The organism is Photorhabdus akhurstii (assembly GCF_018448925.1).
In the GTDB taxonomy this organism is placed as follows: domain Bacteria; phylum Pseudomonadota; class Gammaproteobacteria; order Enterobacterales; family Enterobacteriaceae; genus Photorhabdus; species Photorhabdus akhurstii.
In genome coordinates this window covers 93643-107633 of the sequence record NZ_RCWE01000001.1, presented here as the reverse complement: position 1 = coordinate 107633, position 13991 = coordinate 93643, and the positions used below count along the sequence as shown (strand labels likewise).

The 13991-nt window shown below is 44.5% G+C and carries 12 protein-coding genes; 8 read left to right on the top strand and 4 right to left on the bottom strand.

All coding sequences use genetic code 11. The features are described 5' to 3' along the window. Positions 1-8 precede the first annotated feature (8 nt). From cydD to infA, 4 genes are all read left to right on the top strand, one after another. Positions 9-1778 carry a heme ABC transporter permease/ATP-binding protein CydD gene (cydD, locus tag EAE93_RS00490; RefSeq protein WP_214038834.1) on the top strand — a complete coding sequence of 590 codons (1770 nt, stop codon included), beginning with the start codon at positions 9-11 and terminating at the stop codon, positions 1776-1778. Between the two features lie 2 nt (positions 1779-1780). Further along, a complete protein-coding gene (cydC, locus tag EAE93_RS00485) occupies positions 1781-3529 on the top strand; it encodes a heme ABC transporter ATP-binding protein/permease CydC (RefSeq protein ID WP_214038833.1) in 1749 nt (582 codons plus the stop codon). A 6-nt stretch (positions 3530-3535) separates the two neighbouring features. Next, positions 3536-4228, top strand: coding sequence for a leucyl/phenylalanyl-tRNA--protein transferase (gene aat / locus EAE93_RS00480; protein WP_036780073.1), 693 nt, complete (start codon positions 3536-3538; stop codon positions 4226-4228). A 156-nt stretch (positions 4229-4384) separates the two neighbouring features. After that, positions 4385-4603: a translation initiation factor IF-1 gene (infA, locus tag EAE93_RS00475; protein WP_002211347.1), complete on the top strand. Its 219-nt coding sequence runs from the start codon at positions 4385-4387 to the stop codon at positions 4601-4603. Between the two features lie 83 nt (positions 4604-4686). On the opposite strand, the gene clpA is transcribed toward infA, so the two are convergent. Both clpA and clpS read right to left on the bottom strand, forming a co-directional pair. Next, positions 4687-6963, bottom strand: a complete 2277-nt coding sequence (clpA, locus tag EAE93_RS00470; RefSeq protein ID WP_036814641.1) for an ATP-dependent Clp protease ATP-binding subunit ClpA — start codon at positions 6961-6963, stop codon at positions 4687-4689. A gap of 31 nt (positions 6964-6994) precedes the next feature. After that, positions 6995-7315, bottom strand: coding sequence for an ATP-dependent Clp protease adapter ClpS (gene clpS / locus EAE93_RS00465; protein WP_036814643.1), 321 nt, complete (start codon positions 7313-7315; stop codon positions 6995-6997). Positions 7316-7658: 343 nt separating this feature from the next. Between clpS and cspD the strand changes: the two genes are divergently transcribed. Next, a complete protein-coding gene (gene cspD / locus EAE93_RS00460; protein WP_036814644.1) occupies positions 7659-7880 on the top strand; it encodes a cold shock-like protein CspD in 222 nt (73 codons plus the stop codon). 82 nt (positions 7881-7962) lie between these two features. Here the strand turns inward: cspD and macB are convergent, their stop codons facing one another. Continuing rightward, entirely contained in the window at positions 7963-9906 is a 1944-nt protein-coding gene (gene macB / locus EAE93_RS00455) for a macrolide ABC transporter ATP-binding protein/permease MacB (protein ID WP_214038832.1), read from the bottom strand. Next, the gene (gene macA / locus EAE93_RS00450; RefSeq protein WP_036814648.1) at positions 9906-11021 is read right to left on the bottom strand and encodes a macrolide transporter subunit MacA; all 1116 of its coding nucleotides are present in this window, start codon (positions 11019-11021) and stop codon (positions 9906-9908) included. The genes macB and macA overlap by 1 nt, the downstream gene beginning before the upstream one ends. 334 nt (positions 11022-11355) lie before the next feature. Here macA and EAE93_RS00445 point away from each other — a divergent pair, with 334 nt between their 5' ends. The 3 genes from EAE93_RS00445 to artJ all read left to right on the top strand — a co-directional run bounded on the left by EAE93_RS00445 (position 11356) and on the right by artJ (position 13981). Then, entirely contained in the window at positions 11356-12255 is a 900-nt protein-coding gene (locus tag EAE93_RS00445) for a LysO family transporter (RefSeq protein ID WP_036814649.1), read from the top strand. Positions 12256-12498: 243 nt separating this feature from the next. Beyond that, a complete protein-coding gene (gene artP / locus EAE93_RS00440; protein WP_214038831.1) occupies positions 12499-13227 on the top strand; it encodes an arginine ABC transporter ATP-binding protein ArtP in 729 nt (242 codons plus the stop codon). Positions 13228-13246: 19 nt separating this feature from the next. Then, positions 13247-13981: an arginine ABC transporter substrate-binding protein gene (gene artJ / locus EAE93_RS00435; RefSeq protein ID WP_214038830.1), complete on the top strand. Its 735-nt coding sequence runs from the start codon at positions 13247-13249 to the stop codon at positions 13979-13981. Positions 13982-13991 lie beyond the last annotated feature (10 nt).

Genomic DNA, 13991 nt, shown 5'->3' with positions numbered 1-13991 from the left:
TTTTTTCTATGGACAAAACAAGACAGTACGAATTGGTTCGCTGGCTGAAACAGCAAAGTGCCCCGGCCCAACGTTGGCTCCGCCTGTCCATGTTACTCGGCTTAATCAGTGGATTGCTGATTATCACTCAAGCTTGGTTACTTGCCTCAATTCTGCAAGCTTTAATCATGGATAACCTTCCGCGCGAGAACATCTCGAATGAATTTTGGTTGTTAGCAGCCACCTTTGCGCTACGGGCAATCATCAGCGCTATTCGGGAACGGATCGGTTTTATCTGTGGCAAGGTTGTACGTCAGAAAATCCGCGCTATGGTATTGGATAAGCTTGAGCAACTTGGCCCGGCGTGGGTTAAAGGCAAACCGGCCGGTAGTTGGGCCACTATCATTCTTGAGCAAATAGAAGATATGCAGGATTATTACTCCCGCTATCTGCCGCAGATGTCTCTTGCCGTCATGATCCCTATTCTTATCCTGATCACCCTATTCCCTGTTAACTGGGCTGCCGGGCTAATTTTATTCGCGACGGCTCCGCTGATTCCCCTGTTTATGGCACTGGTTGGTTTAGGCGCCGCAGACGCTAATCGGCGTAATTTTGTCGCACTAGGCCGGTTAAGCGGTAATTTCTTGGATCGGCTACGCGGTCTAGAAACATTGCGCCTGTTTTATCGCGGTAAAGCAGAAGCACAACAAATCAGCGAATCCACCGAAAACTTCCGTTGCAGGACGATGGAAGTGCTGAGATTAGCGTTCCTTTCTTCCGCAGTGCTGGAATTCTTTGCTGCCATTTCTATTGCTATTGTCGCTGTCTATTTCGGTTTCTCCTATCTGGGGGAACTTAATTTTGGCAGTTACGGGATGGGCGTGACCCTGTTTGCCGGTTTTCTGGTGTTAACCCTCGCTCCAGAATTTTTCCAGCCATTGCGTGATCTAGGCACTTATTATCACGCCAAAGCACAGGCGGTCGGCGCCGCAGAAGCATTAGTGACTTTATTGAGCAGTGATGGCGAACATGCATCTACCGGTGGTGATAAAACGCTAAATACCCAAGATTCGTTAACCATCATTGCTAATAATCTGGAAATTCTGGCCCACGATGGCAACCGGCTTGCTGGCCCGTTGAATTTTACTATAGAGAAAAATCAGCGGGTGGCATTAGTTGGTCCAAGCGGAGCAGGTAAAAGCTCCCTGTTGAATTTACTGTTAGGGTTCCTGCCCTATCGTGGCTCAATACAAATTAATGGCGCTGAGCTGCGTGAGTTGGATCTACAAAGATGGCGTAACCAACTGAGTTGGGTTGGACAAAATCCACATCTGCCTGAACAGATTTTGCTTGATAATATTCGTCTGAACCAACCTAATGCCAATCAACAACAAATCCATCAGGTTATGGAACAAGCATACGTCACCGAATTCATTCATGATTTACCCGATGGGCTGAATACTATCATCGGTGATAATGCAGCACGATTATCCGTTGGTCAGGCCCAACGTATCGCGGTTGCCCGTGCCCTATTGAAACCCTGCCAGTTACTATTATTGGATGAGCCTGCCGCCAGCCTGGATGCGCATAGCGAACAACGGGTTATGGAAACACTCAATCAGGCATCTCATCATCAGACGACCCTGTTAGTTACCCACCAATTGGGAGAAACGCTGGAATATGATCAGATTTGGGTCATGGAAAAGGGGTTGATTATTGAACAGGGAGATTACCCGACGCTAAGCCAATCTCAGGGGGTATTCACCCGTCTGTTATCCCATCGAAGTGAGGAGCTGTAATCATGCGGGTATTGCTTCCTTTTCTGGCGCTCTATCGCCGTCATTGGTTTCTTATCAGTTTAGGTATGGTTCTGGCCGTTGTTACGCTCCTCGCCAGTATAAGTTTACTGACCCTCTCTGGCTGGTTCCTTGCTGGCGCAGCACTAGCAGGTTTTGCCGGTTATACATTCAACTATATGCTACCGGCCGCAGGTGTCCGTGGCTCTGCCATTCTTCGAACTGCCGGGCGCTATGCTGAACGGTTGGTTAGCCATGACGCCACTTTTCGGGTATTGGCACATTTACGAGTTTTTGCCTTTCAAAAAATTTTGCCGCTTTCACCAGGAGGAATGGCTCGTTTTCGTCAGGGCGAATTATTAAACCGGTTAGTCGCTGACGTTGAAACATTGGATCACCTCTATTTACGGGTGATTTCACCGATATTATCAGCTTTTATCGTTATTATAGTTCTCACTTTCGGTCTTAGTTTTCTGGATCTTACATTAGCCTATACTCTTGGCGGTATTATGCTGGCGCTGTTGATCCTGCTGCCATTGGTATTTTATAACGCAGGTAAATTCGTCGGCCGTGATCTGACTATTCTGCGTGGTCAATACCGCACCCAACTTACAGCGGCGTTGCAAGGGCAAGCTGAATTGATGGTATTCGGTGCTGTTGGCCGTTTTCGCAAGTCAATGGCCGATATTGAGTCACATTGGTTAAGACGTCAACAACAGCAAGCCAATCTGACCGGTTTGTCACAGGCAATCATGATTTTCGCCACCGGTATGACTGTCACATTGATCTTATGGCTGGCAGCTAACGGCGTGGGAGGCAACAGCCAGCCGGGAGCATTAATTGCACTGTTTGTCTTCTGTTCTCTTGCCGCGTTTGAAAGCCTGGGGCCTGTCACAGTTGCATTCCAACATCTAGGGCAAGTCATTACCTCTGCAACCCATGTTTCTCAATTGATGCAACAAGAACCGGAAATCACATTTCCTGCATCAGGGCCGGAAAGTTCGGCACAAGCCAGCATTGATATCAAAAATATCAGTTTCACCTATCCTGATCAGCCAATAGCCGTCCTGAAAAACATTTCTCTCTGCTTGAAAGCGGGAGAACATATCGCGCTGTTAGGCAAAACCGGTTGTGGTAAATCTACCTTACTACAATTACTGACCCGGGCCTGGGATGTTGATTCAGGCACAATCTGTCTGAATCAACATCCCATTACTGATTATGACGAATCCACTCTGCGCAGTATGATATCGGTTGTTCCACAACGTGTGCATGTGTTCAGTCATACTTTGCGCCAAAATTTATTACTGGCAAAGCCAAACGCAGCTGATAATGAGCTGGAAACTGTGTTGAAACAGGTAGGGTTAAGCAATCTACTGGAGACCGACGAGGGGCTAAACTGCTGGATGGGCGAAGGTGGCCGTCAGTTGTCAGGTGGTGAACAGCGCCGCCTGGGAATTGCCAGAGCGTTATTGCACTCGGCTCCATTGATGCTGCTGGATGAGCCTACTGAAGGGCTGGATGCGGACACTGAACAGCAAATTCTGTCTCTACTGCGCCAGCATTGTCAGCATAAGTCATTAATTATTGTCACCCACCGTCTGTACGGACTTGATCATATGGATCGTATTTACGTCATGGATGGCGGCACCATTATTGAACAAGGGCAACATGATGAATTACTGACCCAGCAAGGTCGCTATTATCAATTTCATCAACGGCAACATCAGATTCGTCTTGAACCGGAGCAGTAACACACGATGCCAATAATTCAACTGAATGATGATTCATATGATTTCCCTCACCCGAAAGAAGCATTAACGGAGCCTAATGGCCTACTGGCGGTAGGAGGCGATTTATCCGCTAAACGATTAAATGCGGCTTACCATCAAGGCATTTTCCCTTGGTTTTTACCCAGCGAAGTGCCACTTTGGTGGTCCCCCGATCCACGTGCGGTAATCATTCCGGGTGAATTGCATATCGGCCGAACATTACGCCGGTTTTTGCGCAATCATCCATACCGTATTACGGTGAATCATGCCTTTGAACAGGTGGTTTATTTCTGCGCTCAACGGCAGGAAGGAACATGGATAGGCCGGGATATCCAACAAGGTTATCAGAAATTGCATCAAACAGGACAAGCGCACTCAATAGAAGTCTGGCACAATGAGCGGATTGTTGGTGGCTTGTATGGTGTTAGCGTTGGCACACTATTCTGTGGTGAGTCTATGTTTAGCAGAATGGAAAATGCATCCAAATGTGCGTTCATTGCTTTCTATCACCATTTTCTGCGACACGGTGGTGAACTACTGGATTGCCAAGTGCTTAACCATCACACTGCGTCACTAGGTGCAAAAGAGATCTCCAGGGAAGAATTTATTCAGCATCTTTATCAATTCAGAAATCGGTCATTAAGACTCGGTTGCTGGTCACAACAAGTACTGGAATTATAATCAACATTTGACCGATTCATGTTGATTATAACGTAAATATCACCATGCACCATTTGCAAAATAGCGGGTTAAAATACAACATTCCTTTACATAATGAGGGTTTTTCGGCATTATCTTGCCCGTTAAAAACGATGGTTATTAAACTTAGAGGATTAGATGGCCAAAGAAGACAATATTGAAATGCAAGGTACCGTGCTAGACACACTACCAAACACTATGTTCCGCGTTGAGTTAGAAAACGGGCACGTAGTCACTGCTCACATCTCAGGTAAAATGCGTAAAAACTACATCCGCATCCTGACAGGCGACAAGGTTACAGTTGAGCTGACCCCATATGACCTGAGCAAAGGCCGTATCGTCTTCCGTAGCCGCTGATTCATTACCGTTTTCAGGTATTACACCACAGGTAGCAACTTTGTATTTAACAACGTTGTTTTCACCTGTGGTGTCGCTCTTTATTAGTGCACTACATCTTCCGGCTTCTGCTTATAAGCACTGCTGAAATCGTAGGTCAGTACGCGTCTTACCTTATCCAGGCCAATACTTACTGAGCCACCGTGAACTAATGAGCCGAACAGAAGTTCATTTGCCAACGGTTTTTTCAAGCTATCCTGAATAACCCGCGCCATTGGTCGAGCACCCATTGCTTTATCATAGCCTTTGTCACATAACCATTGACGAGCATCCGCACTGACCTCCAACGAAACGCCTTTTTCATCCAATTGTGCTTGCAGGGCGACAATGAACTTATCAACTACCTGTTGAATAACCTCGATAGAAAGCGTATTAAACCAGATGATGCCATCAAGACGGTTACGGAATTCCGGTGTAAACACTTTCTTAATCTCTTCCATTGCATCAGAACTGTTATCCTGCTGCTTAAATCCAATGGACTTGCGCTGTGTTTCACGTACTCCCGCATTTGTTGTCATGACTAAAATGACGTTACGAAAATCCGCTTTACGGCCATTGTTATCAGTCAAAGTACCGTTATCCATGACTTGCAATAACAGGTTAAATACATCTGGATGTGCTTTTTCAATCTCATCAAGCAGTAATACTGAATGAGGATGTTTAATCACAGCATCTGTAAGCAATCCTCCTTGATCAAAACCAACATATCCCGGTGGCGCCCCAATTAAACGGCTTACTGTATGGCGCTCCATATATTCTGACATATCAAAACGCAATAATTTGATATTCAGCACCTTAGCAAGCTGTACGGTGACTTCCGTTTTCCCCACGCCTGTCGGACCTGCAAGCAGGAAAGAACCCACCGGTTTATTATCCTGCCCCAACCCTGCACGACTCATCTTAATGGCCTCGGTCAATGCCGCAATCGCGGTATCCTGACCAAATACCAACATTTTCAGCCGCTCATCCAGTGTTCTTAGGACATCTTTATCACTAGCAGAAACAGTTTTTTCAGGGATACGGGCAATCCGGGCAACGACGAATTCAATATCCGACACATTAATCGTTTTTTTACGGCGACTAACCGGCACCAGACGGGTACGCGCCCCAGCTTCATCAATTACATCGATCGCCTTATCCGGCAAGTGGCGATCAGTAATGTATTTCACTGATAAATCAACCGCAGCGCGGATCGCTTTTGTGGTATAACGTACATCATGGTGCGCCTCATATTTTGGTCGCAACCCTTTAATAATCTGTACCGTCTCTTCGGGTGAAGGCTCAACAATATCAATCTTCTGAAAACGACGCGCTAACGCCCGATCTTTTTCAAAAATATTACTGAATTCATGATAGGTCGTAGAACCAATCACTCTGATACGTCCACTAGATAACAATGGCTTAATCAGATTAGCCGCATCGACCTGCCCCCCTGACGCGGCGCCTGCACCGATAATGGTATGAATTTCATCTATAAATAGAATACTTTTCTTATCCTGTTCAAGGGTTTTTAACAATGCTTTGAAGCGCTTCTCAAAATCACCACGATATTTAGTTCCCGCCAGCAATGAACCAATATCCAGCGAATAAATCGTACAATTAGCCATCACTTCCGGTACATCTTTTTGCACAATCCGCCATGCCAACCCTTCTGCAATGGCGGTCTTACCGACCCCCGACTCCCCGACTAACAATGGGTTGTTTTTCCGACGACGACACAACACCTGGATTGTTCTTTCCAACTCATCCTGACGGCCAATCAATGGATCAATCTGCCCTCTTTGAGCGAGTTGATTCAGATTAGTTGTGAAATTTTCCAACCGATCCTCACCTGTAGAGTGCTCTTCCGCAGATTGCGAGCCTGTCTCCTGATGATCCGATTCAGTGTCCTCTTTTTGCGTTCCGTGAGAAATGAAATTAACCACATCCAGACGACTAACATCATGTTTACGCAGCAAATAAGCAGCTTGAGACTCCTGTTCGCTAAAGATAGCCACCAGCACATTAGCACCGGAAACTTCTGAACGCCCAGAGGATTGAACATGAAATACCGCGCGTTGAAGAACACGTTGAAAACTCAACGTCGGCTGAGTTTCCCGCTCATCATTTTCAGGTAACAACGGTGTCGTTTGTGAAATAAAATTCTCCAGCTCCTTACGCAATTGAGCCAGATTGACCTTGCAGGCTTCCAATGCTTCACGCGCTGATGAATTGCTTAACAACGCCAGCAATAGGTGCTCCACAGTCATAAACTCGTGTCTATTATCCCGTGCTTTAGCAAAGGCAATATTAAGACTAAGTTCAAGCTCTTGGTTGAGCATAGGCACCTCCCCCTAAAATCAGTATACCTGGTCAGATTTTTTCCAGCGTACAAAGTAATGGATGCCCGTGCTCCCTGGCATACATATTTACCTGAGCCGCTTTAGTTTCTGCCACCTCAGCAGTATAAACCCCACAAACAGCTTTCCCTTGATAGTGGACATCCAACATTAACTGCGTTGCCTGTTCAATATCATAAGAAAAGAACTTTCGTAATACGTCAACTACAAACTCCATCGGAGTGTAATCATCATTGTTAAGAATGACCTGATACATTGACGGCGGCTGCAATTTTTGCTGTCGTTCATCCTTAACAGATTCCTTACTTTTCAAACTATTATGATACTCGCTCATTATTTTCCCAACAGGATTAACCTCTAATACCAGCTACTACCAGCAAATAAATTATGTTGCTATTTATCTTATCATTCTCTGGGCAACTCCTTTTACCACAGACTATTCCCCTATGAAAACTCAGCATGAAAGTGAATGAACGAAACTCATATCGTTATCTATATCAAACTTTAGTCATTCAAAACAACCAGACATTTGTTCTGTGCTTGACGAGAATTTGATTTTTACTAGAGTATGTTTTGTGAACAAACATAGATAATGTCGCTGTTTACATGTGATTGTTTACGACTGTTATATTAATGGCTCATCTCAACCGAAATTATTAAACGAGGGATGTAGAAGTATGGAGACAGGTACTGTTAAGTGGTTCAATAATGCGAAGGGCTTTGGGTTTATTTGCCCGGCAAGCGGCGGAGAAGATATATTCGCTCATTACTCAACCATTCAGATGGACGGTTACCGGACGCTGAAAGCGGGCCAGAAGGTGAATTTCAGCGTTCACCAAGGCCCAAAGGGAAATCATGCCAGTATTATTGTTCCCCTTGAAAACGAACCCAAAGGCTAAATAGCCTGGCCTGTGGGTCATAACCAGGTATTATTCACACGCCGCTGGTCATTGCCTGCGGCGTAACGTATTTCATTTCCACTTATTCTCTTGCCAACGCTTCTATCGGATCAAGTCGAGCAGCATTACGGGCAGGTAGAAACCCAAATATCACGCCAATTGCGGTAGAACAGGCGAAAGCACTGAGTAAGGCTATCGGCTGGAAGACAAAATGCCAACCAGGCAGCGCCAGTTGTGCAATCACTGCAATCGTATAAGAGAGTGCAATGCCCAAAACACCGCCAACCAGACAAACCAAAATAGCTTCTATCAGAAACTGCTGCATCACATCACTGGTTCTGGCGCCTACTGCCATACGGATACCGATCTCTCTTGTACGTTCAGTCACCGAAACTAACATAATATTCATCACGCCAATACCGCCAACTATCAGCGAAATTACCGCCACCATCGTCAAAAACAGTTGTAAAGTATGGGCTGTTTTTTCCGCCGTTTTTACCATCATGTCCACGTTATAGGTGAAAATATCCTTTTTCCCGTGGCGTAAAGTGAGCAATTGAACAATCTTCTTTTCTATATCCTTAGAGTTATAACCATCCTTTATTCTGACAGTAATCGAATCCAGATAATTTCGGTTCACCAGACGGCTGGTCATCGTGCTATGAGGCAACCAGACATGCAATGATTTGCTACTGCCAAATGTCGCTCTCTTATCAGATACCACTCCCACAATTGTGGCCGGCATATTACCCACCAGGATCACATCTCCAATCACATTTTTCTGGTGAGGAAACAGCTTACGCTGGGTATTTTTATCAATCACCACAACTTGCCCCTGACGGCGTATCATATCCAATGAGAATCCCATCCCTTGGGAAAAGCGCAGAGCATAAACTTGAAAAAACTCATCACCCACGCCAGTCACCCTCGAAGCTACATCAATGTTCCCTTTACGAAGGCGCATTTGTCCCTCAATTTCTGGTGAAACCGCCAGAATATAGGGCTGCGCTTTAATCGCGTCGGCATCCTCTATTTTCAGCGCTTGCATATTGACCGGATCATCAAGGCCAAAATCTTCTCCCGGATAAATATCAATAGTGTTGGTCGCAATCTCTTTAATATCAGATAACACCGATGCCCTAGCCGCATCTCCGATAACCAAAATAGTCACAACGGAAGCAATACCAATGATAATCCCTAACATGGTTAGTAAAGTTCGCATCTTGTTGGCAACCATCGCCCGCCATGCCATGAATAAGGCTTCATTAAACCGCCCAAGGGTCTGGCGTATCGACGATATTTTTGATGTTAATGACGGGGCCTTAGTGACTTTTCTACTCACTTGCGTGCCAGAATCACTCATAATGCGACCATCTTTGATCTCAATAATCCTCTGTGCCTGCGCCGCAATTTTCGGATCATGAGTGACAATAATGACGGTATGCCCCTGTTCACACAGTTGTTTGAGGATTGCCATCACCTCTTCGCCAGAATGGCTATCCAACGCTCCGGTTGGTTCATCAGCCAAAATGACTTGACCGCCATTCATCAACGCTCTGGCGATACTGACCCTCTGCTGCTGTCCGCCTGAGAGCTGCCCCGGCTGATAGTCGATTCGCTCTTCAAGCCCTAAACGACCAAGCAACTCTATTGCTCTCTGGCGACGTGCTGCTTTAGCGGCTCCTGCGTAAATAGCGGGAATCTCCACATTCTGTTCAGCAGTTAAATGAGTCAGTAAATGATAACGCTGAAAAATAAAGCCAAAATGCTCCCGTCTCAGTGCGGCCAATTCATCATTACTCAGTTCAGCAACATTCTGTCCCGCAACCCGGTATTCACCGTTACTGGGTTGATCAAGACACCCAAGAATATTCATCAGTGTCGATTTACCCGAGCCTGACGCACCGATAATCGCAACCATCTCACCGGCGTAAATAGACAAGGTGACATCATCCAGTACTTTTACCTGTTGCTCACCCGCGGGATAGCTGCGCTCTATACCTTTCAGCTCAAGTAACGCATTCATTACTCATCCCCTGCTGCATCACTAAGACCAGTAATCACCTGCTCATGCTCTTTCAGACCAGACAGAATTTGTACATTCACATCATTGCGTACGCCAATGGTCACTTCTCGTTTCTCTTCTTTATCTCCATTCAGGATATCCACCTCATAGCGAGTTGGCGTAATCTGTTTACCCAGAGCCGAGATCGGGATCATTAACACATCACGATGGGAATCGAGTTGAATTTTCACCTGGGCGGTCATTTGCAAACGCAAAAGTTGCTGAGGATTAGCCACCTCGAAACGGGCATAGAAGAAAATTGCATCATTAATCTTTTCTGGCGTCGGCAAAATATCTTTCAACACCCCTGGAAAATTTTTATCCGGGGCGCCTAATACGGTAAAAGAAGCTTTCTGACCCGGTTTCAGGTAAATAACATCTGCCTCTGATACTTCTGCTTTTACCAACATCGTGCCCAAATCAGCCAGCGTCAGAATGGTCGGGGCTTCCTGTGCCGCAATGACTGTTTGCCCCTGAAGCGTTTTGATATTGACAACGATACCATCCATTGGTGCGGTAATCCGGGTATATTGCAAATTCGTCTCAGCAGTATCAAGGCTGGCCTGGTTTTTACTGATTTGCGCCAATAAAGTTTCTACCTTCGCTCTTTTCACTTCAACATCCGTTTTAGCCTGATCCAATTCCTGGAGCGAGACCGCCTGCACTTTTGCCAGATTGTTCTGACGCTGTAATGTAAGCCGCGCCAATTTCAATTGTGCCCTGGCTTCTATCAGATCAGCATTCAACTCTCTGATCGTGGCTTCAACTTCTTTAACCTGGTTTTGCGCTGGCTTAGGATCAATCAATGCCAATAACTGGCCTTTTGTCACCTTATCACCCACCTCAACATACAAATTCTGCAACTGACCACTTACCTGTGCGCCAACATCTACTTTTCTGACTGCATCCAGTTTCCCTGTTGCCAATACATTCTTTTCCAAATCACCTTTAATGGCAGGAACTGTTTGATATTTAATCGCTTCCGTCCCATGTAGAAAATACCCCAGAACCAATGTGATAACTGCCACAATAGCTAACAACACAACCCATCGACGTTTCGAACGAATAAAATTCATTTAAATATCACCATATTAAGCATTGAATTCAAAGAAATGGTAAAAACTTATTTCTTGCAATACCACGAAGACTAAGGACTTCCACTCATTCTAGATAGATACTGTTCCTTTTACGTTTTATACACATTAAACGTTTTTAATAACACTCCACCTTAAGAATAAAAAATTCTTTGAGCAACAGCATACTTCTCTCTATCCTGACTATTCTCTTAATGTAAAAAAATTGATATCTTTTATTTTCATGGTTTTTACAACCATTTTTGAAAGTCTTTACAACCGATTTTTATACTAGATTTGGATAAAAAGACATTAACTGTTTTACAGGATGTTAATTATGTACTCTGGGCTGCTGATCATTCTTTTGCCGTTAACGCTAGGCTATCTTATCCATTTGAATAATAAGGCATTGTTAAATGCTATTCATCGCCTTCTTAACGCGATGGTTTATGTCATTCTGTTTTTAATGGGAACCAGCCTGGCTTTGTTAGACGATTTAGGCCGTAACCTCTTCTCTATCTTTCAATATGCGATGACATTTTTTTTATGTATTTTTACAGCTAATATGCTAGCACTATTCCTTCTTGAAAAATGCGATCCTTGGGTTATTAGTCCACATAAACAAGAAAAACCCCCTTCCCGTTTACATATGATTTTTGAATCATTGAAATTATGTGGCGTGCTGATTTTAGGTTTCCTATTTGGACTCACTGGCTGGTCATGGCTACACTTCTCCAATCATGCTAGTGAAATTGCCTTAATCGTTTTACTATTACTTGTCGGTATTCAATTACGTAACAGCGGTATGAACCTGAAACAAATATTGCTGAACCGCCGAGGTATGATTATTGCAATTATTGTCGCGACCAGTGCACTTGTCGGCGGTGCGATTGCAGCACTTATCCTTGGGCTGCCAGTGAAAACAGGTTTAGCGTTGGCTTCCGGCTACGGCTGGTATTCCCTTTCTGGTATCTTACTTTCTGATGCTTACGGGCCGGTAATCGGCAGTGCCGCATTCTTTAATGACCTGGCGCGTGAGCTAGCAGCAATTATGCTAATTCCTGTTTTTATTGATCGATATCGCTCAAGCGTAATAGGGTTAAGCGGTGCGACTTCTATGGATTTCACCTTGCCGATATTACAACGGTGTGGTGGAGTCAGTATCGTCCCGGCAGCGATAGTCCACGGTTTTGTGCTGAGTTTGCTAGCACCCTTGCTGATGGCATTCTTTACTTAACCAGAATTTGAGCCACAATTAATACTTGACGCTATAAATAACGGTTCGGACGCTTCATCTTTCCTCTGTAGGGTAAAAGAATAAATAAGCTTTTATTGGAAAATCACACAAGGAGAAAATAGAACGCGTTAATCAGGCATGTAATTGAAATATCAATTAATAATATTCTGTGCATAAGATGTTGCATAATTATGCCAACGGGTTTAGCATCGGACCAAACCACTGACTATTCAGAATTAAAGCATGAGTATTCAATTAAAAAACATTGATTGTTATTACGGTGCCCACCAAGCACTGTTTGATATTAATCTTGAGTGTTCTCCCGGGGAAACGATGGTTTTGCTAGGGCCAAGCGGCGCGGGTAAAAGTACGTTGTTGCGAGTATTAAACCTGCTGGAAATACCACGATCCGGCCAGTTACATATTGCTAATCATCAATTCAATTTTGAACAAACGCCAGGAACGAAGGAGATTCGTTCTCTACGCCAAAATGTAGGTATGGTCTTTCAGCAATATCACTTATGGCCCCATCTTACTGTTATAGATAACCTGATCGAAGCGCCTTGTCGCGTGTTGAATTTATCCAAGCAACAGGCACAGGAAAAAGCGAATAAGCTCCTTTCCCGTTTGCGCTTAGATGATTTTGCAGGCCGCTTCCCACAACATTTATCTGGAGGACAACAGCAACGGGTTGCTATCGCACGAGCATTAATGATGGAACCACAGGTTTTATTATTTGATGAACCAACGGCAGCACTGGACCCAGAAATTACAGCACAGGTTGTCAATATCATCCATGAATTATCTGCAACGGGCATTACACAGATTATCGTTACCCATGAAGTGGAAATCGCCCGCAAGGCCGCAAGCCGTGTCGTATATATGGAAAACGGCCGCATTGTAGAACAAGGTGATATCAGCCATTTTACCCAACCACAAACCAAAGCCTTTGCTAATTATCTATCACACTAACTATTAATAGGATATAGCGATGAAAAAACTACTTTTTGCAGCCCTCCTAGGCACAGTAGCTTTATCTGCAACCGCCACGGAAAAAGAGACCATTCGTTTTGCCACAGAAGCCACTTATCCTCCATTTGAGTTCATCGATGCAAATAATAAAATTCAGGGTTTTGATGTCGATCTGGCCAATGCTCTCTGTGAGAAAATTAATGCAACATGTACCTTCACTAACCAATCCTTTGATAGCCTGATCCCCAGTCTGAAATTCCGTCGCTTCGACGCTTTAGCCGCCGGTATTGATATCACTCCTGAGCGCCAAAAGCAGGTTGATTTTACTAACACTTATTACGACAACTCAGCGGTTTTTATTTCCGTTAAAGGTCAAATCTCCAGCGTCGCAGAGCTGAAAGGCAAACTTGTGGGTATCCAGAATGGTACAACTCACCAGAAGTATCTGATGGAACAACGAAAAGAGATTAAAACCGTTCCTTATGACAGCTATCAAAATGCGATTCTGGATCTGAAAAATGGCCGTCTGGACGCCGTTTTCGGTGACACTGCCGTTGTTAACGAGTGGCTGAAAAAGAATGAAAATTTAAATACCATCGGTAACAAAGTCACCGACAAAAATTACTTTGGTATCGGTTTAGGGATTGCCGTTCGTAAGGGTAACAAAGAACTACAAGATAAATTTAATAAAGCACTTGCTGACATCAAACGAGATGGTACTTATGACATCATCTATAAAAAATGGTTTAAATAAGTAGCTGAAT